Here is a 23,324-nt window from a genome sequence, read left to right as displayed (position 1 = left end):
AAGACGGCGAGCCCGACCGAACGGGCAATTCCCGCGGATAGGTTTCGTCCTGTGGGAGACGACCGGAACGAGGGGGCGGTCGTGTCCCCCGAACCGGACGGCGGCCCCGCCCGGGTTCCGCTGACGGGTGCGCAACGGCCGTTCTGGCTGGCCCAGCGCCTCGATCCCGACGCGGCCCTCACCGTCGCCCTGTACGTCGACATCTCCGCTCCGGTCGGCTCCGGTGTCGACCTCGTTCGGTTGGAACGGGCGATGTACGCCGCGGGCACCGAGTCCGGCCTGCGGCAGACGCGCCTCGCGCAGGGAGAGGACGACGAGCCGTGTCTGATCCACCTCGAGGACGCCGTCATGAACCTCGACGTGCTCGACCTGCGCGGCGACGCCGACCCCGAGGCGTCCGCTCAGGCGTGGATGCGCGCCGAGTTCCGGGAGCCCGTCGATCTCCACGGAACCGTGCTGGTTCGATGCGTGTTCCTCCGACTCGACGATCACCGCACGTTCCTGTATCTGCGGGCCCACCACGTGGTGCTCGACGGTCAGGGCGCCTTCACCCTCCTCGGACGTATCGCCGGCCACTACTCGGGGACGTCGGCTCCGGGACCGGCGCCGACGCCCGACACCGCCGCCCGCATCCACGATGCGGAGGTCGCCTACGCCGCGTCACGTCGCCACGACGCCGACCTCGAGCACTGGCGCGAGCACCTCGCCGACGTCGGCGGCCCCACGGCCCTGTCGGCGGCACCACCGAGCGCACCCCGGCAACCCGTCGCGACGCGCCTGCCGTGGACCCAGCCGAGGGGAACCGGAGCCGACCCACTCGCCGTCGTCGCCGCTCTCGCCGTGCATCAGTCGCGGGTGCTCGACACCGACGACGTGGTCCTCGGATTCCCCGTCACCGGACGCACCACCGCCGCTCTGCGGGCGACGGCCGGGATGATGGCCAATCTGGTGCCGCTGCGGCTGACGGTCGACTCGACCACGGCGGTGCGAGAACTGCTCGTACAGGTACGGCGGGAGATCACCGGGGCGCTTCGGCACCAACGCTTCCGGGACTGGGATCAGCTTCTGGCACCGGAGGTGCGGCCGTTCGGCGTCTCCTTCGGCCCCGTCGTGAACATCATGCCGTTCGTCGCCCCGTTGCAGTTCGACGACATCTCGGCTCCCGTCGGGATCCTGTCGTCGGGGCCCGTCCACGACACCGCGATCAACATCTACACCGGCGACACACTGACGCTGGACATCCAGTGGAACCCGGAGCGCTACGACGCCTTCGACATCGACCGGCACGGCGTGCGGCTGACGCGACTCCTCGGCGGCATCGTCGCGGCGGACGACCACACCACCGTGGGCGATCTCGCGTTCCTGGACGACGGCGAGGCGGCCGATCTGCTCGACCGGTCGGGCGGGCCGGCACCGACGGCGACGACGCTGGGCGACCTCATGGCGGCGGTCGTGCGCAGCGACCCGGCGGCGCCGGCCGTGCGCGGCGGAACGGCCACGCTCACGTACGGCGAACTCGACGACGCCTCCGGGCGCCTCGCCCGCACTCTCCGCGATGCGGGGGCGACTCCGGGAACCGTGGTGGCGCTGGCACTTCCGCGGTCCGTCGACCAGGTGATCGCGCTCTGGGCCGTCGTGCGCACCGGTGCCGCGTTCCTCCCGGTCGACCCCGCGGACCCCGTCGAGCGGCTCGCCGCCGTGCTGGCCGAATCCGGGGTGACCCTCGTCGTCACGACGGATCGACATCCCGTCGATCTGCCGAGCGGAACGACCCGGGTGGCCGTCACGGACGTCGCACCGGAGCCGCTGACGAGGGAGCGGCCGGCGATCACCGAGCTCGCCTACGTCATGTACACCTCCGGCTCCACCGGCCGCCCGAAGGGCGTCGCGATCACCCACGCCGGACTGCACGGTGTCGTGGCCGGCCACCGCGCACGCGGTCCGGAGACACGGGTTCCGGAGATGGGGGGCTTTCGCGTCCTCGCCGTCGCGGCTCCGACCTTCGACGCGTCGATCTCGGAACACCTTCTCGCCCTCGCACTGTCCGGCTGCCTCGTCGTCGCCGATTCCGACGCGTACTCCGGTGCACCTCTGCAGGATCTGCTGCGACGAGAATCGATCACCCACGCGATCCTGACTCCGCGGGTGCTCGAGACACTGTCCCCGACCGAAGCTCCGTCGCTGCGCCAGGTCCTCAGCGTCGGCGACGTGTGCTCGACCGCGCTGGCGTCCCGGTGGTCGACGTCACCGGACCTCCTGCTGCACAACGACTACGGACCCACCGAGACCACGGTGTGGGCCACCGGGACCGCGCCGCTGACGGAGTCCGGAACCGTCACCATCGGGCGTCCCCTGCCCGGAGTGCGCGCCGTGGTGCTCGACTCCCGCCTGCGCCCCGTCCCGGTCGGAGTTCCGGGTGAGCTGCACCTCGCCGGAGCCGGCCTGGCCCGCGGGTACGTCGGACGGTCGGCGGAGACCGCGGCGCGCTTCGTGGCCGGGGTCGACGGAACGCGGCTGTACCGCACGGGTGACCGCGCACGGTGGACGTCGTCCGGTGACCTGGAGTATCTGGGGCGCACAGACAGTCAGGTCAAGGTACGAGGACGCCGCGTCGAACCCGGCGAGATCGACACGGCCCTCGTCGCGGTTCCCGGTGTGACGCAGGCCGTCACAGTGGTCCGCCGTGACGGCGACAGCGAGCAGCTGGTCTCGTACGTGACCGGTGACGCCGACCCCGCGGACGTTCTCGCCGCCGTCGTCCGGACGCTGCCGAGCCACCTCGTCCCGGTGCACGTGGTGCCGCTGGACGCGCTCCCACTGACCGCCTCCGGCAAGGTGGACGTCCGCGCACTCCCCGAGCCGGAGCGCCGGACCACGACCCGCCGTGAACCCGCCTCCGACGTCGAGCGGCGGCTGCTCGACGCGGTGTCACACGTGCTGTCCCGCAACGATGTCGGTGTCGACGACGACTTCTTCGCGCTCGGCGGTGACAGCATCCTCTCGATCCGACTGGTCACCGTCGCGGCGGCGTCGGGCGTGCGGATCAGCGCTCGTGACGTCGTGGAACAACGCAGTGCCGCCGGGCTCGCGCGTGTGGCGGACACGGTCGGCACCGTCGACGAGCCACCCGGCAGCGGCATCGGCCGCGTCGACCCGACACCCATCGTGCGCCACCTGCTGGAGCGCGGCGGAACACCGGATCGGTTCGCTCAGACCCTCACGCTCTCGCTCCCGGTCGGCATCGACCGCGCATCCCTGGTGTCCACGATCGAGGCCGTGGTCGCGCACCACGACATGCTGCGCTCCGTGCTCGTCCGCGACGCGGACGGCGTACACCTCGAGGTGCGCCCGCGGGATGTCGTCCGGGTCGACGGACTGCTGCGCCGCGGCGCCGATCTCGCGGTGGAGGACATCGTAGCGACACTCGATCCCGAGAAGGGCGTGATGCTCGGGCTCGGCTGGAACGACCTCGGCGAGCACACGGCGGGACGCCTCGTGATCGCGGCGCACCACCTGGTGGTGGACGTGGTGTCGTGGGGCGTCCTCGTCGCCGATCTCGTCGCGGCGTGGGCCGCGGTGCGCGACGGGGTCGCACCGACTCTCGCCCCCGTCCGCACGTCGATGCGGCGCTGGTCGTCCGGTCTCGCAGCGCACGACGCGAGCGCGCGGCTGCCGTACTGGACCGGCGTTCTGGACGGCCCCGATCCCGTTCTCGGACAACGACTCCTCGACCCCGTCGTCGATCGGGTACGGGACACGACGGTCCGGGACGTCGCCTTTCCAGCAGAGATCGCCGACGCACTACTGGTCCGCGCGCCCACCCTGTTCCACGCCGGACCGACCGACGCCCTCCTCGCCGCGCTCGCCCTCGCGCTGGCCGCGTGGCGACAGGACGACGCACCGACCAGGCTCGTCCAACTCGAGGGACACGGACGGGAGGACGACCTGGTTCCCGGCGCCGACACCGGGCGCACCGTCGGCTGGTTCACCACGGTGTTCCCCGTACGACTGGACCTCACGGGTCTCGACATCGCCGCGGCGCTGCGCGGCGGACCTGCTGCGGGCGAGGCGATTCTGCGGGTCAAGGAGCACCTCGCACGAGTTCCCGACCACGGCGCGAGCTACGGGCTGCTGCGACACGGGGCAGACGACGACGCGCGCGACGCCCTGCGCTGGACACCGCAGATCTCGTTCGCGCACCTCGGCAGGATGACGACGACGGACACCGGTGACTGGCTCCCGGTTCCCGGCATCTCCCCGCTGTCGGGACCACGGCCCGAGGACCTGGGCGCGGCCGCCGTGCTCGAGATCGACACCGTCGTCCTCGGGGACACCCTGATCGCACGACTGAGCACGCTCGACGCGGTCCTGGCGGACGCGGACGTCGAGGCCTTCGTCTCGCTGTGGGTCGAGGCGGCGACGGCCGTCGCACGGCACGTCGACACCCCCGGCGCCGGCGGGCGGTCACCGTCGGACTTCCCGCTGGTCGATGCGACACCATTCGATGTCGACGGGTGGACCGGGCGTCATCCCACGCTGATCGACGTCCTGCCCACCGCGCCACTGCAGGCGGGCCTGCTGGTGCATGCCCGCCTCGCCGCCGGGAGCGTCGATCCCTATGTGGTGCAGACGATCGTGCACCTCGGTGGAGCGCTCGATGCCGACCGTCTGCGGCGGGCCGCGTACTCGCTGGTGGACCGTCACGACGCGCTGCGGGTCGCCTTCGACACCACCGTCGACGGGACGGACGTCCAGGTGATCGCGGCATCCGTCACGGTGCCGTGGACGGAGGTGGACGTCCGGGCCGATCCCGACCCTGCCGCCGTGCTCGACGCCTTCCTCGCGCACGATCGCGGCGTCGCCGTCGACGTGGCCGCCGCACCGCTGCTGCGCGTCGCTCTGCTGCACACCGGGGACGAGCGGCACACCCTGGTGCTCACCCATCACCATCTGCTCCTCGACGGCTGGTCCCTGCCGATCGTCCTCGCCGACCTCCTGGCCGACTACGCCGGCGAGGAACCCCGGCCCGCGCCGCCTCCACTCCGCGGCTTCCTGCAGTGGGTGAGGGAACGCGACACCACGGCCTCGCTCGCGGCATGGTCGGAGGCCCTGACCGGATCGACCGAGGCGACGCTGCTCGCTCCCGCGCACGGTTCCGGAACCGACGAGGCACCAGGACAGCGCATCGCGACGCTGAGCACCGAGCGCACCGCCGAACTCCTGGCGCGCGCCGGCGCCGCGGGGGTCACGGTCAACACCCTCGTGCAACTCGCGTGGGCACTCGTACTGGGCTCCGCGGTGGGCCGTACCGACGTCGTCTTCGGAGCCACCGTCTCGGGCCGACCGGCCGAGCTGGACGGTTCCGCATCCATGGTGGGGCTCCTCATCTCCACCGTTCCGGTTCGCGTGCGGCTCGATCGCACAGCGACGGTGCGGGAGTCGGCTCAGCGACTGCAGCGTGAGCAGGCCGCGCTGCTCGATCATCATCACCTCGCTCCGTCCGCCATCGAGGCGGAGGTCGGGCCGGGCGCCGGATTCGACACGTCGCTCGCCTTCGAGTCGTATCCACTGGATCGCACCGCTCTGACCGCGGCGGCGCGTGACCTCTCCGTTCTCGGCGTCGAGGCACGGGACGCGACGCACTACCCGCTGTCCCTGGCGGTCGAACCGGGAGAGAGCTTCGTCGTGCGCGCGACGCACCGCCGCGACGTCCTCGACACCGACGCCGTGGACCGACTGCTGGACCGACTCCTGCGGGTGCTCGAGGCACTCGACCCCTCGCGTGTGCTCGCCGAGATCGACCTGCTCGGGGTCACGGAGCGCACCCTCGTCACCGAGACGTGGAACTCCACCCGGCACCCCCTCGTCCCCACCACACTCCTGGACGCCGTGCCGGCTCTGGTTCCGTCCCGTGTGGCCTTCACTCACGGCGATCGACACGTCACCCGAGCCGAGTTCTCCGCTCGCGTGCACCGCCTCGCCCGGTACCTCATCAGCCGCGGCGCCGGACCGGAGACGGCCGTCGCGGTGGCGCTCGAGCGGTCGATCGATCTGCTCGTCGCCGTGCACGCCGTCGTGGCCACCGGCGCACACTACGTCCCGCTCGATCCCGGCCATCCCGCGGAGAGGCTCCGACACGCAGTGACCATGTCGGGTGCGCGGCTCGGTATCGGGAGTGCGGCAACGCTTCCCGAGGACGTCGAGTGGATCACGATCAGCGATGCGCCCCTCGGGTCCTTCTCCGACACACCCCTCACCGACGACGATCGCCTCGCACCCCTGCGCCCGGACCACCTCGCCTACGTGCTCTTCACGTCCGGCTCCACCGGGCAGCCCAAGGGTGTCGGGGTGTCGCACGCCGCGATCGTGAACCAACTGCGCTGGCGCGCCGAGTTCGTCGGTGTCACCGCGGACGACGTCGTGCTCCACAAGACACCCGCCACCTTCGACGTCTCGGTGTGGGAGCTGTTCCTGCCGTGGCAGATCGGTGCCCGGGTCGTCGTCGCGGATCCGGACGACCACCGCGACGCCGATCTGCTGGTGGAACTGATCGCACGGCACCGCGTCACCGTGGTGCACGCCGTCCCGTCGACGCTGGCGCTCATGGCGGACGCACCGGGCCTCGCCGCCTGCACGTCGCTGCGCACGATCCTCTCGTCGGGCGAGGCGCTGCCCGCGGGGGTCGCCGCCGCCGTCCGCGCCGTGCTCCCCGTACAAGTGGTGAACCTGTACGGGCCGACCGAAGCGGCGGTGGACGTCACCGCCCACGTCGTGACCGACGCCGACACGACGAACGTCCCCCTCGGGCGGCCGGTGTGGAACACGACGACCCTCGTGCTGGACGACGCCCTGCGCCCCGTTCCCGTCGACGTCCCCGGCGAGCTGTATCTCGGTGGTGCGCAACTCGCCCGCGGCTACGCGCATCGCAGCGCGCTGACCGCGGAGCGGTTCGTCGCCGGACCGGACGGATCTCGTCTCTACCGGACCGGCGATCGCGTCCGCTGGTCCGCCGCCGGCGACCTGCACTTCCTCGGCCGGAGCGACGACCAGCTGTCCGTGCGCGGCGTGCGCGTCGAGCCGGCGGAGATCGAGGCCGTGCTGACGCGGTCGGGCCTGATCGACCGCGCGGTGTTAACGGTCGTCGGAGACCGACTGATCGCGTACGTCGTTCCGACACGGGGCCGTTCAGCCGTCACGGAGGCGTTGCTGCAGTCGCTGCGCTCGTCGCTTCCGCGCCATCTGGTTCCCGACGACATCGTGGAGATCGAGACCATTCCCCTCACCGCGTCGGGCAAGGTCGACAAGCGTGCGCTGCCCGCACCCGCGCGCCGCGGCCGGGTCCACCGCACTCCCTTCACACCGACCCAGCGTGTCGTCGCGGACATCGTGGAGGCCGTCCTGCAGACGTCCGCTCCGGTGGGTACCGACGACGACGTCTTCGCGCTCGGCGCCACCTCCCTCAGCGCGGCGCGGGTCGTCGCGCGCATCCGGTCGGCGACCGGACGCGACCTGACGCTCCGCACGCTCTTCGACGTCTCGACCATCGCGGGGCTGGCTGCCGCCGTCGATGCGGGAGACGCGTACACCGACCACGGGTTCCACGCTGCGCGTCCCGACCGCATCCCGCTCACGCACGCCCAACACCGGATGTGGTTCCTCGACCGGTACGAACCGGGGTCCTACGTCATGCCGCTGGCGTTGCGCGTCCTCGGCGACCTGGATCTCGGCGCGCTGTCGTCCGCGATCGGTCACGTCATGACTCGCCACGAGATCCTCCGTACCGTCTACGCCGATGCGGACGGTGTCGTGCACCAGGTCGTGCTGCCGCCCCCGGCGCCGACCACCCTCACGGTCACCGCCGTCACACCCGACGCACTGGTGGAGCGACTGTCGGATGCCCGGACCACGCGGTTCGACCTGGCCACCGAACCACCCCTGCGGGCCGAGGTGCTGCGCCTCGCCGACGACGAGCACGTCCTGCTGCTGACCGTGCACCACATCGCCGCGGACGGTCTGTCTCTCGCCCCTCTCACGCGAGACCTGCGGTCGGCGTACCAGTCCCATCGCTCCGGACGAGTACCGGCACAGTCGCCACTGTCGGTGCAGTACGCCGACGTCGCTGTGCGGCAGACGGAACTGGGCGTCGACTCCGACGCGGCGGCGTGGTGGAAGTGCCGTCTCTCCGGACTGCCCGACGTCCTCGACATGCCGCTCGACCGACCGCGCCCGGAGCGGCGCGGCCGGGCGAGTGCCGCGGTGCGCCTCGATCTCGACGACGCGACCGTGGCCGCACTGAGCGAGCTCGCCGTCGCTCACCGGGCCACGGTGTTCATGGTCGTGCACACCTCCCTCGCCGTCGCCCTCGCGCGCTGGACCGGGTCGACGGACATCGCGGTGGGATCACCGATCTCGGGTCGACCGGATCCTGCGCTCGACGACCTCGTCGGCCTGTTCGTCGACACCGTCGTGCTGCGCACCCGCGTGGATCCGTCGGAGTCGTTCGCCGAGCTGCTCTCCCGCACCCGAGACGAGACGGTGGACGCCTTCGCGCACGCGCACGTCCCGTTCGACCACGTGGTCGACACCCTCGGTGCGGCTCGCACGTCGGCGCATCACCCGGTCTTCCAAGTCGTGCTGGCCTTCCAGGACGTGGATCCGCTCCAGGGCAGTCCCGACATCGAGGTGCTCGACGTCGGGCCGGCACCCGCGACCTTCGACCTCACCGTCGACGTCCGCCCCGCCGGCGCCGGCCTCGCGGTCGTCCTCACCTACGCGTGCGACCTGTTCGATCACACGACCGCGGAATGCCTCTCGTCCGTCCTCGAGCACGTGCTGCGCGCGGCGGCCCCGGGTTCCGAGATCGCAGTGGGCGACATCGCGATCCGCGGAGCGGACGAGCCCGACACGTGGACGCATCCCGACGCCCGCACGACCCCGACGACGCTCCCCGCCCTGCTCGACGCCCACGCGGACGGCTCCGCGGTCGCGGTGATCGAGGGCGACACCGTTCTCACGCGGGACGAGTGGGCACGAGCGTCGAACCGGTGGGCGCGCCGTCTGATCGCGCTCGGTGCCGGTCCCGAGACCGTCGTCGCGGTCGCCGTCGCCAGGTCGGCGCGGTACCTCGTTCTCGTCGCGGCGATCAGCCGTGCGGGAGCCGCGTTCCTCCCGATCGATCCCGAGCAGCCGAGGGCTCGGCTCGCGGACATCCTGACCGAGGCGGCGCCCACGCTGGTGCTCACGGACACGGCGGCACCGTTCCCGACCGACGTCGTCCGGATCACGGTCGACGATCCCGCCACACTCGCCGCGGTCGCGGCGCTGTCGGACGCAGCGATCACCGATCGCGACCGTCGCTCGACTCTGCGACCCGACCACCTCGCCTACGTCCTCTACACCTCGGGATCCACCGGACGGCCCAAGGGCGTCGCCGTCACGCACCGCGGACTCCACAACGCCGTCCAGGACCAACGGGCCCGGCACGCACCGGCATCCGATGCCCGGGTGCTCGCTGTGTCGTCGACGACGTTCGATGCGTCCGTCGGCGAACTGGTCATCGCACTCGCACTGGACGCCGCACTCGTCGTCGCCCCTCCCGAGGTCTACGCCGGTGTCGAACTCCGCGACCTGATGCGGCGGCACCGCGTCACCCACACGCTGATGACACCCCGCGCGCTGGACGCGACACCCGATCCCGGCGGTGACCTCCGCGTCGTCATGAGCGCCGGCGAGGCATGCCCGCCGAGTCTCGTCGACACGTGGGCACCCGGCCGGACGATGACCAACGTCTACGGACCCACCGAGGCGACCATCTGGTCGACGACGGCACTCCTGGCCGCCGGGCATCCCGTGACCGTCGGGTCCCCGACTCTCGGCGTCGAGGTCTCGCTTCGCGACGTCCGCCTGCACGCAGTTCCGGACGGCGTGGTCGGTGAGCTGTACGTCGCAGGCGACCATCTCGCACGCGGGTACCTCGGTAGGCCGGGACTCACCGCGTCCCGCTTCGTCGCGGCTCCCGACGGACAGCGGACTTACCGTACCGGAGACCTGATGCGCCGCAACGCCGTCGGCGACCTGCTGTACCTCGGACGGTCTGATCACCAGATCACGGTGCGCGGCCTGCGGATCGAGCTCGGGGACGTCGAGACAGCGCTCGTCGGCGCCGCGGGCGTCGGCGCCGCCGCGGCCGGGGTGATCGACGAGCGTCTCGTCGGCTACGTGGTCGCTGCCGACGGGCACAGTATCGACGCGGCAGAGGTTACGGCCGCCGCCGCCGCGGCACTGCCGCGGTACCTGGTTCCCGCCGCGGTGGTCGTGATGGACGCACTGCCGATGACGACGTCGGGCAAACTCGACCGTGCGCGGCTGCCCCGCCCGGCCCTCGACACGGCCGAGTTCCGCGCTCCGTCCACCGCCGGGCAGGTCGCCGTCGCGGCCGTCTTCGCGACGGTCCTGGAACTCGCGGACCCCGTCGGACTCGACGACGACTTCTTCGCGCTCGGTGGCCACTCCCTCAGTGCCACCAGAGTCGCTGCTCGACTGCAGGTTCCGGTCCGTAGCGTGTTCGAGGCACCGACCGTGCACGCACTCGCCGCGCAGATCGACGCCGTGCCCCGGAGCGCTCTCGCACCGCGGCGGACACGGCCGCGCCCCGACGTGGTGCCTCTGTCGTTCGCCCAACAGCGCATGTGGTTCCTGAACACGGTCTCCAGCGACAGCGGCTACGTCATCCCGCTCGCACTCGGGCTGCGCGGTGTCCTTGACCACGGCGCGCTACAGGGCGCACTCGCCGACGTGGTCGACCGCCACGAGATACTGCGCACCGTCTACCCCGCCGTGAACGGTGTTCCGCAGCAACACGTTCTCGATCACGCGCGGATCGCGATCGACCGGGAGTCGGAGACGCCGGAGGCCGTCCTCGACCGGATGGCGTCGGCACCGTTCGACCTGGCAGCGGATCTCCCGCTGCGCGCCTCCGTCGTGGCGGTGACCGAGAAGCATCACGTCCTGCTTCTCGTGCTGCACCACATCGCCGCGGACGGCTGGTCCCTGGCGCCGCTCACCCGCGATCTCACGGCGTCCTACGCGGCCCGCCGGTCCGGTCGAGAGTGGACTGTCGACCCCCTGCCCGTGCAGTACGCGGATCACGCCGTGTGGCAACAGGATCACGCGGACGACATCCGTGGTCGAGTCGCGTTCTGGACGGACCGCCTGGCCGGTCTCCCGGACGTGCTGCCGTTGCCGACCGATCGACCGCGGCCGCCGGTGGCCTCGCACCGCGGGGCGCGTGTACGCGTGACGGTGCCGGACGCCACGACCGCGGCGCTGCGTGCGCTCGCCACCGCCCACCACGCGACGCTCGTCATGGTCCTGCAGGCGGCCTGGGCCGTCACTCTCGCCCGCGTGACGGGAAGCGAGGACATCGCCGTCGGAACACCGGTGGCAGGCCGCGGTCACGAGGATCTCGACGAGCTGGTCGGCATGTTCGTCGACACGGTCGTGCACCGCGCGTTCGTCACCGGTACCGATACCGTCGCGGCTCTGGTCGATCAGGTGCGCGAGGACACCGTGGCGGCCCTCGACCACGCCGACGTGCCGTTCGAGCTGATCGTCGACGCTCTCGATCCGGTGCGCTCCACCGCACACCATCCCGTCGTGCAGGTCATGTTCGCGTTCCAGAACCAGACTCCGCCCACTCTCGTGGCCGCCGGACTGGAGATCGACGTCCTGGACTCGGTTCCCGTGGCCGCGCCGGTGGACCTGACCCTGGATCTCACGGAGACCGGGGACGGACTGAGCGGCGCACTGACCTACGCCGTCGACCTCTTCGACCGGCGGACCGCGGCCGGAATCGTCGACGTCCTGCTCCGCGTCCTCGACGCGGTGGCGCGCAGGCCCTTCGACCGGATCGGCGCCCTCGAGATCCTGCACCCGTCGGAGCGGGCACTGTTGCTCTCCCAGCACGGCAGCGCCGGACTACCACCGCGCGTGCTGCCTCGTCTGCTGGCCGACGCGGTGGCCGGCAACCCGGACGGGCCCGCCCTGATCGGGGAGCGCACGCTCACCTACACCGAGCTGGACCGCCGCTCCAACCGCTGGGCGCGGGCACTGATCGCCCTCGGCGCCGCGCCCGACACCGTCGTCGCCGTCGCGCTGCCGCGCTCGGTGGACCAGATCACCGCGGTGTGGGCGGTGGCGAAGACCGGCGCGGCGTTCCTGCCGATCGACCCCGACGGGCCACCGGACCGACTGCGGCACATGCTCACCGAGACGGGCGCCAACGTCGCCGTCACCGCCGTGACGGTTCCCGCCGCACTGGTACGTCTCGCCACGGTGTCACCGACGGTCCTCGACACGGGCGCGGAGTCCGAGGCCGACGTGACGCCCGCCGACCGGCTCGGTGCCATCCGTCCCGACACCCTCGCGTACGTCATCCACACCTCCGGCTCCACCGGAACCCCCAAGGGCGTGGGCGTCACACACCGCGGCCTCGTGGACGCGTTGTGGGACCAGCGACTGCGCGGCGCTGCGCGGCCGGACCAGCGACTGCGCGAGGCTGCGGAGGCACGTGTGCTCGCGGTTGCGTCCCCCACGTTCGACGCGTCCATCGCCGAGCTGCTCATCGCCGTGGCCCTGTCCGCTCCCCTGGTGGTCGCTCCACCAGACGTGTTCGGCGGACCGGCACTGGGTCGCCTCGTGGCTGAGTCGGCGGTGACCCACGCTCTCCTCACGCCGCGAGTGCTCGACTCGCTGATCCCCGAAGACGTTCCGTCACTCCACGTCCTGGTCACCGCCGGTGAGGCCTGCCCACCGGCACTGGCCGCCCGATGGGCCCCCGGTCGACGCCTGTTCAACGACTACGGTCCCACCGAGACCACCGTCTGGGCCACGAGCAGCGGCCCGCTCCGGGCGGACGACGCCGTGACCATCGGGCGGCCCGTCCGCGGGGTCGGCGCGCGGGTGCTCGACACGTTCCTGCGTCCGGTGCCGATCGGGGTGGTCGGCGAGCTCTACCTCGACGGCACCCACCTCGCGCGCGGGTACGTCGGCCGCCCCACCGCGACGGCCGAGCGGTTCGTCGCCGCGGCTCAGGGCGCGCGGCTCTACCGCACCGGCGACCGCGTGCGCTGGACCAGCGGCGGAGATCTGGAGTATCTGGGCCGCACCGACGTCCAGGTCAAACTGCGCGGATTGCGCATCGAGCCCGGCGAGATCGAGGCGGCACTCGCCTCGCACCCGTCGGTCGACCGTGCCGCGGTGCTGGTGCAGGACGACCACCTCGTCGCGTACGTGGTGCCGTCCGGCACGAGTGCCGTCGACCCCGCCGCCCTCCGACACGACGCCGCGCGCCGCCTGCCGCGGTACATGGTGCCCGCGCACATCGTCACCGTGGACGTGATCCCGTTGACGGCGTCGGGCAAGCTCGACCGTCGCGCACTCCCGTCGGCCCCTCGCCGACCGACCTCCGGCCTTCCCGGGACCGTGGCGACGGTTCCGCGTCGCGAGGCGGTCGGCCCGGCCGAGCGCGCCGTCGCCGAGGCCTTCGCCACCGTGCTCGAGTTGCCGGAGCTGCCGGGGCCGGACGACGACTTCTTCGCTCTCGGTGGCCATTCGCTGTCCGCGACCCGGGTGGCCGCGCGGGTGTCGGCAGCGACGGAGCGCGAGGTGTCGGTGCGCGCGGTGTTCGACCACCCCACCGTGGGTGCGCTCGCCGCAGTGCTGGTCGCGGCGCCGACCGCGGCGCGCACTCCCCTGACGGCGGCGCCGCGCCCGGACAGGGTGCCGCTCTCCTTCGCTCAGCACCGGATGTGGTTCCTCGGCCGCGTCGACGCCGACCGCGGTGGACAGCTGATCCCGCTCGCGCTGAGGCTGACCGGTCCGCTGGACGTCGACGCGCTCCGGTCCGCCCTCGACGACGTGACCCTCCGGCACGAGATCCTGCGCACCGTCCATCCCGCCCTCGACGGCGTGCCGCACCAGGTGGTGTCGCCCACGGTCGACGTTCCCGTCGAGATCGTGCGCACCTCTGCCGCAGACGTCCCCGCGGCGGTACGCACGGCCGCTGCGGCGCGCATCGATGTCACCACCGAGACTCCGCTGCGCGCCACTCTTCTCGTCGTGTCGCCGACCGATCACGTGCTGGTGATCCTCGTGCACCACATCGCCGCGGACGGGTGGTCGATGGCGCCGCTCACGCGCGACGTCGTCACGGCGTACGCCGCTCGCGCGGAGGGGCGGCCACTCGACCTACCACCGCTGCCCGTGCAGTACGCCGACCATGCCCTCGCGCAACGCACAGCGCTGGGATCGCTCGACGACCCCGGCTCGGCCTCGTCGCGCCACCTCGCGCACTGGCGGGAGCGGTTGGCCGGCGTACCCCTCGATCTCGCGCTGCCGACCGATCGCGCCCGGCCGAGAACCCCGTCGCAGCAGGGCGATCGGGTGCGGACCGTTCTCGACGCGGACGCGCTGGGCGCGCTCCGATCCGTCGCGCAGGCCCACGACGTCACCCTCTTCATGGTCGCGCACACCGCGCTGTCGATCGTGCTCGCCCAGTGGGCGGGAACCCGCGATCTCCTCGTCGGGACGGCCGTCGCGGGTCGCACCGATCCGGCACTCGACGACGTGGTCGGCATGTTCGTGGACACGGTGGTCCTGCGGTCCACGATCGACGAGGACGGCACCGTCGCGGACCACCTCGCCGCGGCGCGCGAGACCACCCTGGACGCCTTCGCGCATGCCGCTCTGCCGTTCGAGACCCTGGTGACGGCCCTCGACCCGGTGCGTTCCACTGCGAGTCACCCTGTGGTGCAGGTGATGCTGACTCTGCAGAACACCGCGCCGCCGCGATTCCCCGTCACCACACCGGCCGTCGAGGTGCTCGATCTCGGCGGCGCTCCCGTGCAGTTCGATCTCGCCGTGACGCTGCGCGAGGACCAGGGGCGCCTGCTGATCGAGCTGTCCTACGCGACCGATCTGTTCGACCGGAGCACCATCGAGCGGGTCTCGCGCAGACTGGTGTGGACACTGCGGTCGATGACACGCGACACCTCGGTCAGGATCGGGGACCTCGAAACGGTGGAGCCCTCGGAGCGTGCCGCGATGCGTCCCCGCAGCGGTGCCCCCGCGCTGGCGGCCCGGACTCTCGACCACCTCGTGGCCGACGCGGTAGCGGCCCGTCCCGGCACGATCGCCCTGCGGGCGAACGGCATCGACCTGAGCTACGCGGACCTGTCCGCGCGCGCGAATCGTCTCGCGCGGGAACTCATCGCCTGCGGCGCAGGACCCGACGTCGTGGTCGCGCTGGCGATGCCGCGCTCGATCGACCATGTCCTGTCCGTGTGGGCCGTCGCCGCGGCCGGGGCCGCGTTCCTGTCGGTCGATCCCGCGCAACCCGCCGACCGAATTGCGCACATCCTCCAGGACTCCGGCGCCGTCGTCGTGATCACGGACTCCCGGTCCGAGCAGGCCAATTCGACCGCCGCGCCGTGGATTCCGCGCATCGTGCTCGACGATCCGGACATCGTGTCGGCGCTCGACCGTCACCCGTCCCACACGGTGCTCGCGTCGGAGCGTCGTCCGGGGCTGCATCCGAGCTCGATCGCGTACGTCATCTACACCTCCGGCTCCACGGGCCGACCCAAGGGCGTCGCCGTGACCCACGCGGGCCTGGCGGATGCGCTGGCTGACCAACGTTCCCGGCGCGGCGACGTGCCGGACGTGCGTGTACTCGCGGTGGCCTCACCGACCTTCGACGCCTCGATCGCCGAGATGCTGATGGCACTGGCGCACTGCGGCACTCTCGTTCTCGCGCCGGCGCACGTGCACAGCGGCGACGAGGTCGGCGCGCTGATTCGCCACGAGAGGGTCACGCACACGATCATCACGCCCCGGGTGCTCGACTCCCTGGACCCCGCCGGCCTCGACTGCGTGCGCGTCCTCGTCGTGGGCGGCGAGGCCCTCCCGGATCACCTCGCGGCGACGTGGTCCGCCGGACGCGAGATGTACGACGACTACGGCCCCACCGAGACGACCGTCTGGGCCACCGCGCACGGACCGATCACGCCGGACCGCCCCGTCGGCATCGGCACACCGGTCCGCGGTGTCGACGCGGTGGTGCTCGACGGCCGCCTGCGGCCGGTTCCTCTCGGCGCCGTCGGTGAGTTGTACCTGTCCGGACCACATCTCGCCCGCGGGTACGTCGGGCAGACCGGGCTGACGGCGAGCCGGTTCGTCGCCGCGCCGTACGGACCGCCGGGCGCGCGCCTGTACCGCACCGGCGACCTGGTGCGGTGGAACTCGGCCGGAGAGCTGGCGTATCTGGGACGTAGCGACTTCCAGATCAAGCTCCGCGGACTGCGCATCGAGCCGGGCGAGATCGAGAACGCCGCCCTCGCCCATCCCGCGGTGACGCAGGCGGTGGTCCTCCTCCACCGCGACGCCGGAACCGGATCGGATCATCTCGTCGCGTACGTCGCCGGCGACGGGATCGACGTCGCTTCTGTCAGAGAGGCGGTGGCGGAACGGGTTCCGCAGTACATGGTGCCGTCGCGCGTCATCGCTCTGGACGCGGTTCCGCGCACCACCGCGGGCAAGGTGGATCGGGCGGCCCTTCCCGCACCGACGTTCGCACCGACGGTGTACCGCGCGCCGACGACCTCGACGGAACACATGGTCGCCGACGCCTTCGCCCTCGTGCTGGGCGTCGGCGACATCGGACTCGACGACGACTTCTTCGCCCTCGGCGGGACCTCACTGACCGCGACCAGGGTGGCCGCACACCTCGGTCGTGCCGCCGGGGTCGACCGCGTGCTCCGACTCCTGTTCTCGCACGGCACCGTCGGCGCCGTCGCCGAGCATCTCGACCGCGAGGACGACGACGAGTCGATCGCCTCGTCCGACGCAGTCGGTCCCGTTCTCCGACTGGGCGGCGGAGTCGAGCTCGCCCCGGTGTTCTGCATCCACCCGATGATGGGCCTGGCCTGGCCGTACTTCGAGCTCGGCCGCCACCTCGAGACCGGCCGCCCCCTGTACGGCGTGCAGACGCCGGCGGTGGCGGACCCCGACTTCGCACCACGGTCGATGGACGATGTCGTCGAGCGCTACGTCGAGGAGATCCGGCACGTGGATCCCGTCGGCCCGTACCACCTCGTCGGATGGTCGGTCGGCGGTGTGCTGGCCCATGCCGTCGCGGCCCGGATGGAATCGCAGGGCCACACCGTCGCGTCGCTGTCGCTGCTCGACCCGGTGCACAGCATCGTGCCGGGCAGTGCGGTCAAGAAGGCGCAGGCGGACGCCATGTTCGGCGCGTACCGGCACCTGACCGACGACCTGGCGGACATGACGCCGGACGCGCTGTGGTCGGTGTGGTCGGCGATGGGTGGCGACCAGCTACCGGTCTCGGACATCCAGGCGCGGTTGATCACCAAGGCGATGCTCACCCTGTTCGCCCTCGTCGACGAGCACGTGCCGCCGACCTACAGCGGCGCCGTCCTGATGATCGACTCCGACGTCACCGCCGTCGAACTCGGCCGCATGTCGGACTTCTGGTCGCAGTACTGCACCGGACCCGCCGACGTGGAGTCGGTGCCGTGGCGACACGGCGAACTGCTGTCGAGCGACGCCGTGGCGGACATCGGTCCCCTGGTGGGACGGTGGCTCGGACGCGTGGAGACCGCGTCGTTACTGTCGACGGGTGAGTGAACGCAGCACGGATGGTTCCGAACCCGGCCAGTTCCACCTGCGCGGCGCGTGGAACTTCCGCGACACCGGCGGCCTGCGCACGTCCGACGGCGGACGCACCCGCAGCGGACTTCTCTTCCGCGCGTCGGCACTCACGCACCTCTCCGACGAGGGCCGGGCCACGCTGGCCGGACTCGGGGTCAGCGACGTGTTCGACCTGCGCGGCGACGCCGAGGTGACGCGGTGGGGCTCGGACCGGGCCCCGGACACGGTCACCGTGCATCGCGTCCCCTACATCGCCGCGGAACGCGACGCGCCGCACGAGCGCGCCGTGCCCGCCACCACCGCCCGGGGCTACCTCGACGGCGCCTACCGCGCCTTTCCGACGCTGCCCGGCGCGCGGGTGGCGATCAGGGCGGTGGTCGAGGCCCTGTCGTCCGGCACCTCGTCGCTGGTGCACTGCGCCGCCGGCAAGGACCGCGCGGGGTGGACCGTCGCCACCGTGCTGCGCGCCGCCGGCGTCGTCGAGGAGGACATCGTCGCGGACTACCTGCGCAGCAACGCCGCCGTCGCTCCACTCCGGCGCCACATTCTCGATCACGACGAGGTGGCCCCCGCCGACCTCGACGACGACCTGCTGGGCGTGCGGGAGGAGTACTACCGCGCCGGGCTCGAGGCGATGACCACGGCGCACGGCTCGTTCGACGGCTACCTGGACTGGCTCGGCCTCGACCACGACGCGGTCACTCGACTGAGGAATGCGCTGGTGGACACCCAGCGCTGATCAGTATTAGCGCCCGGTGTACGTCGCCTTACCAGGCCCCACATCGAGGAAGCTGCGCACCGCGCCCTGCAGATCCTCGGTCTCGAACAGAGCACCCGACACCGCGGACGTCACCGAATCCGCATGGCGCACACCGCCGGAGCGCCACGCACCGATGATCTCCTTCGTGGCCGCATGGGCGCGCGTCGGCCCGTCCGCGAGCCGTGCGACGAGAGCCCTGGCGGCGGAGTCCACGTCCTCATGGATCTGGTTGACGACTCCCCATTCGCGCAGCGTCTCCGCCGTGTACAGATCGCCCGTCATGACGAACTCACGTGCCCGGCCGCTGCCCGCACGCTCCGCCATCCTCTGCGGACCACCCATCGACGGAGTCAGACCCACCACCGTCTCCACCAGACCGAACTTCGCCTTCGGCGACGCGAGAATGATGTCGCACGCCAGGGCGATCTCCAACGCGGCCGTGAGCGTCAGACCGTGCGCGGCGAACACCACCGGGCAGGGCAGCGCCTCGAGCGGGTGGGCGATGGCTGCGAAAAGCCCCTCCCACAACGCCGTTCCCTCGGCCTCCGACAGCCCCTCGAAGACGTGCACGTCGACCCCACCCGAGACCACCTTGCCCTCCGCGCGCAGCAGCAGCGCACGCGGAGGAGCGGCCACCAGCTCGGCCACGTCGGCCGTCACGGCATCGAACATCGCCTGGTCGAACAGGTTCAGGGCGCCGTGGGCGAACGTGAGGATCGCGACCTCGGCGCCCGCGTCGGTGGTGGTGCGCTCGAGACGGGTGGGCTTCTCACTCATGGATCGGAGCATGCCAGGTGAGCACACATCCTCGTTCTCCGGCCTCCGGCCTGCCCGCCTACCCCGACCGGCCTCTGGCCTGCCCGCCTACCCCGACCGGCCTCCGGCCTGCCCGCCTAACGGACGGGCGTCGTCCCGGCCGGAACACTCGCATCGACCGACGGATCCGGAACCGCAGCCCCGTGCCCACCGAAGTTGGGGCGCGCGTAGAAGAGCGTCGCGATCGCTCCGACCAGCAGGACCGCGGCCGGGAGGTACAGCGACTGGGCGAGCGCGGTGGCGAACGGTTCCGCCACCTGCGCCGGCACCCGGCCCGTGGACAGCTCACCCGACGCGCCGGCCGCACCGGCGAACGGCACCTCGGCAGAGATGCGGGACTGCATCAGCACGCCGATACCCGCACTGCCCAGCACGGACCCGATCATGCGGGTGGTGTTGTAGACGCCGCTGCCCGCGCCGGCCTGCGACATCGGCAGGTTGCGGGTGGCCGTGGCACCGAGCGGAGACCAGATGAGCGCGTTGGCCACGCCCATCAGGGCGATGGGCATGAGGAGCCGGACGATCGCCGTGGTCGGTGTCATCTCCATCGCGAACCAGACGAGGGCGACGGTGAGCAGAGTCAGGCCGGTGCCGGCGATGTAGCGCGGGTGCACGCGGTCCACCAGACGGCCGACGTTGGGCGCGAGCACGCCGGTGAGCACCGCCATGGGCACGAACAGCAGGGCCGAACGCGTGGGCGTCAGTCCGGTGACGCTCTGCGCGTAGAACATGATCGGCAGCATCATGCCCGTCATCGCGAAGCCCATGGCCGCGATGCCGATGTTGCTGAGCGAGAAGTTCCGGTCGCGGAACAACCCAAGCGGCACCAGAGGCTCGTTGCGGTTGCGCGACTGCCACACGATGAACGCGGCGAAGACGACCACGCCGACGGCGATGGAGGTCCAGATCCACCCGTTCCAGTCGTACTTCTGCCCCTCCTGCAGACCGAAGACGATGAAGAACAGGCCGGCGGCGGACAGCACGACGCCGGGGATGTCGAACTTGTGGTCGTTGGTGGGGAGCGTCGGCACGAACTTGACGGCCAGTGCGATGGCGACGACACCGACGGGGAGGTTGATGAAGAAGATCCACTCCCACCCGAACGCGTCGACCAGCACGCCACCGAGCAGCGGACCCACCAGGGTCGCGACGCCGGCGACCGCGCCCCAGGCGCCCATCGCGGCACCGCGCTTGTCCTTGGGGAAGATGCGGGTGATGACGGCCATGGTCTGCGGCGTGATCATCGCGGCGCCCAGGCCCTGCACGGCGCGCGCGGCGATGAGCATCTCGATCGACCCCGACACGCCACACCACAGCGAGGCGAGAGTGAAGACGACGAGCCCGCCGATGTAGAGGTTCTTCGGCCCGAACCGGTCGCCCAGTCGGCCGGTCACGAGGAGCGGTACCGCGTACGCGAGCAGGTACGCACTGGTCACCCAGATGACGTTCGAGATGTCGGTCTGCAGACCCTCGAGGATCGCCGGCTGCGCGACGGCGACGATGGTGGTGTCCACGAGAATCATGAAGAAGCCGAGGCACAGGGTCCAGAGCGCGATCCAGGGGGACGCCTCCTTCACGGCCGGGCTGGTGGTGCTGGTCATCGGTGGTCCTGTCGTTCGGTGAGAATGCTGTCCAGCCAGGGGAGACGTCCGGAGTCGATGTCGTCGACGAAGGCCCGGAGCCAGGTGAGTTCGGCCTCGCGCAGGGCGAGGGTGTAGTCGAGGCCCACGGAGAAGAGCCGGGGAACGTGGCGATCGACGGCCATCGCATCGATGACGCGCATCTCGTCGAGATCCTTCTCCAGCAGAGCGATACGGGTACGGACGAGTGTCGCGACCTCCGACCCGGGGAGGTTGTGCGACTCGGACAGGGCCAGGGTGAACTGCGAGTACTCGGGCGTGGGTTCCGCCAGGAGAGTACGCAGGGTGTCCGACAGAGCCGCCCGACCCGAGTCGGTCACCGAGTAGGTGGTGCGCTCGGGCCGATTACCTTCCCGTTCGGTGCCGACCGCCACGATCAGCTCACGCTCCGCCAGGCGGTCGACCGCGTGGTAGAGCGACCCCGGACGTACCTTGAGCAGTCGGTCGTCCTTGCGCTCGAGCAGGAGCTGATACATCTCGTACGGGTGCATCGGCCGCTCGAACAGGCACGCGAGTACGGCGATGGCCAGCGGTGTCACGCGTTCCATGTCGATCCCCCTCGCCCATATTCCGCTTGGAATATACGGCGCCGAGCACTGTCGCCACAAGCGGCGCTAGCGTGGACGGCGATGAACTCCCACCAGATCGACATCGTCCGTCTCGCCTGGGCGCGAGAACTGGGTCTTCCCGACGACGCCTCGCTCGACGACGCGGAGCGGTTGCACGTGGTCGACGACGACGCGACCCGCCTCACGTTCGTCGTCCTGGACGGCCACGCGGTCCTGGTCGGACCCGGCGACATCCTCGACCGCGCCGAGGCACTGGGCAACGACGTGCTCGCGACGCGGGACGGTCTCGCCGAGCTCGCGGGACTGCGCCGGGGTCGTTGCGGTGGACCACGGGTCCTCGCCTTCCTCGACGACAGTCGCGACGACGTGCGCGTCGAACACCCTCTGATCTCCCACGACGGGCACGATGTGGACCGCGTCCTCGCACTGGTGCCTCCCGACGACGCCACCGGGATCCGCGCGGTCGGCGTCGACTCGTGGTTCACGGTGTTCGACGACGCCGACGGTGAGGACGACGCTCTCCCCGCGGCCGCTGCCGGGTACGTCGAGTGGCGCGGCTTCCTCGCCGACACCGTCGCGGTCACCGTGCCGTCACGACGCCGGCGGGGGTACGGCTCGACCGCCGCACGGCTGGCCACGAACGAGGCCATCGACGCGGGACTCGTGCCGCAGTGGTCGGTGCCGATGGACAACGCGACCGCCCGGCTGTTCGGCCTCTCGCTCGGCTTCACCGAACTGGGAGTGCACATCGGGATGGAATTGACCGACCCCGGGTAAGTTACGACCATGAGCACCGACAGCGGTACCCCGTCCTATGTGGAGAAGGGCGGCTTCGACCGCGACACGAACTACATCGAGGACCGCATCATCGACGATCCGTCGTCGCGCTACCCGGTGGAGCCCGGTCGTTACCGCCTCGTCGTGGCCCGCGCCTGCCCGTGGGCCAACCGCGCCATCATCGTGCGTCGGCTCCTGGGTCTCGAGGACGCCATCTCGATGGGAGTGTGCGGACCGACCCACGACAAGCGGAGCTGGACCTTCGATCTCGATCCGGACGGCCTCGACCCGGTGCTGAAGATCCCACGTCTGCAGGACGCGTTCCTCGCGCGCTTCCCCGACTACCCACGCGGGATCACCGTGCCCGCCATGGTGGAGGTGTCGACGGGCGAGGTGGTCACCAACGACTACCCGCAGATGACGCTCGACTTCTCGACGGAGTGGACGCGGTACCACCGTGAGGGCGCACCCGACCTGTACCCGGAAGCGTTGCGCGGCGAGATCGACGAGGTGGCGGAACTGATCTTCCACGACGTCAACAACGGCGTCTACAAGTGCGGTTTCGCCGGCTCCCAGAGCGCGTACGAGAAGGCGTACGACGCTCTCTTCGCGCGACTGGACTGGCTGAGCGACCGTCTCGAGAACCAGCGATTCCTGGTGGGCGACACCATCACCGAAGCCGACGTCCGTCTGTTCACGACGCTGGCGCGGTTCGATCCCGTCTACCACGGCCACTTCAAGTGCAACCGGAGCAAGCTCTCCGAGATGCCGGTGCTGTGGGCCTACGCCCGAGACCTGTTCCAGACACCGGGATTCGGCGACACCACGGACTTCGTGCACATCAAGTCGCACTACTACGAGGTGCACACCGACATCAACCCGACCGGCATCGTGCCCAAGGGGCCGGACCTGTCGAGCTGGTTGAGCCCACACGGCCGGGAAGCGTTGGGCGGCAGGCCGTTCGGAGACGGCACTCCCCCGCCGCCGCCGAAGGAGTCGGAGCAGGTTCCGGCCGAGCACTGGGCCTGACGACCC

At 71.2% G+C, this 23,324-nt stretch carries 7 protein-coding genes; 4 read left to right on the top strand and 3 right to left on the bottom strand.

Features of this window, described 5'->3' with window-relative positions; all coding sequences use genetic code 11:
* The first annotated feature begins 81 nt into the window (after window positions 1-81).
* Together QE449_RS04755 and QE449_RS04750 are read left to right on the top strand one after the other, a co-directional pair.
* On the top strand, window positions 82-17,703 hold the full coding sequence (locus QE449_RS04755; protein ID WP_307108308.1) for an amino acid adenylation domain-containing protein: 17,622 nt from the start codon (window positions 82-84) through the stop codon (window positions 17,701-17,703).
* Window positions 17,696-18,466, top strand: coding sequence for a tyrosine-protein phosphatase (locus QE449_RS04750; RefSeq protein WP_307108307.1), 771 nt, complete (start codon window positions 17,696-17,698; stop codon window positions 18,464-18,466). The genes QE449_RS04755 and QE449_RS04750 overlap by 8 nt, the downstream gene beginning before the upstream one ends.
* 6 nt (window positions 18,467-18,472) lie before the next feature.
* Here the strand turns inward: QE449_RS04750 and QE449_RS04745 are convergent, their stop codons facing one another.
* The 3 genes from QE449_RS04745 to QE449_RS04735 form a co-directional block, all read right to left on the bottom strand.
* Window positions 18,473-19,264: an enoyl-CoA hydratase/isomerase family protein gene (locus QE449_RS04745; protein ID WP_222645526.1), complete on the bottom strand. Its 792-nt coding sequence runs from the start codon at window positions 19,262-19,264 to the stop codon at window positions 18,473-18,475.
* A 116-nt stretch (window positions 19,265-19,380) separates the two neighbouring features.
* Window positions 19,381-20,904 (bottom strand): DHA2 family efflux MFS transporter permease subunit, encoded by a 1,524-nt coding sequence (locus QE449_RS04740; protein WP_307108306.1) that lies wholly within the window; start codon window positions 20,902-20,904, stop codon window positions 19,381-19,383.
* Window positions 20,901-21,491, bottom strand: a complete 591-nt coding sequence (locus QE449_RS04735; protein WP_285184409.1) for a PadR family transcriptional regulator — start codon at window positions 21,489-21,491, stop codon at window positions 20,901-20,903. Before QE449_RS04735 ends, QE449_RS04740 begins: the two co-directional genes overlap by 4 nt.
* An 81-nt stretch (window positions 21,492-21,572) precedes the next feature.
* Between QE449_RS04735 and QE449_RS04730 the strand changes: the two genes are divergently transcribed.
* Window positions 21,573-22,289, top strand: coding sequence for a GNAT family N-acetyltransferase (locus tag QE449_RS04730; RefSeq protein ID WP_307108305.1), 717 nt, complete (start codon window positions 21,573-21,575; stop codon window positions 22,287-22,289).
* 9 nt (window positions 22,290-22,298) lie between these two features.
* Window positions 22,299-23,318 (top strand): glutathione S-transferase family protein, encoded by a 1,020-nt coding sequence (locus tag QE449_RS04725; protein WP_222639397.1) that lies wholly within the window; start codon window positions 22,299-22,301, stop codon window positions 23,316-23,318.
* The last annotated feature ends 6 nt before the right edge of the window (window positions 23,319-23,324 follow it).

This window comes from Rhodococcus sp. SORGH_AS_0303 (genome assembly GCF_030819335.1).
Classification (GTDB): domain Bacteria; phylum Actinomycetota; class Actinomycetes; order Mycobacteriales; family Mycobacteriaceae; genus Rhodococcoides.
The sequence above is the reverse complement of the archived record's forward strand: the minus strand, read 5'-3'. Positions and strand labels throughout refer to the sequence as shown.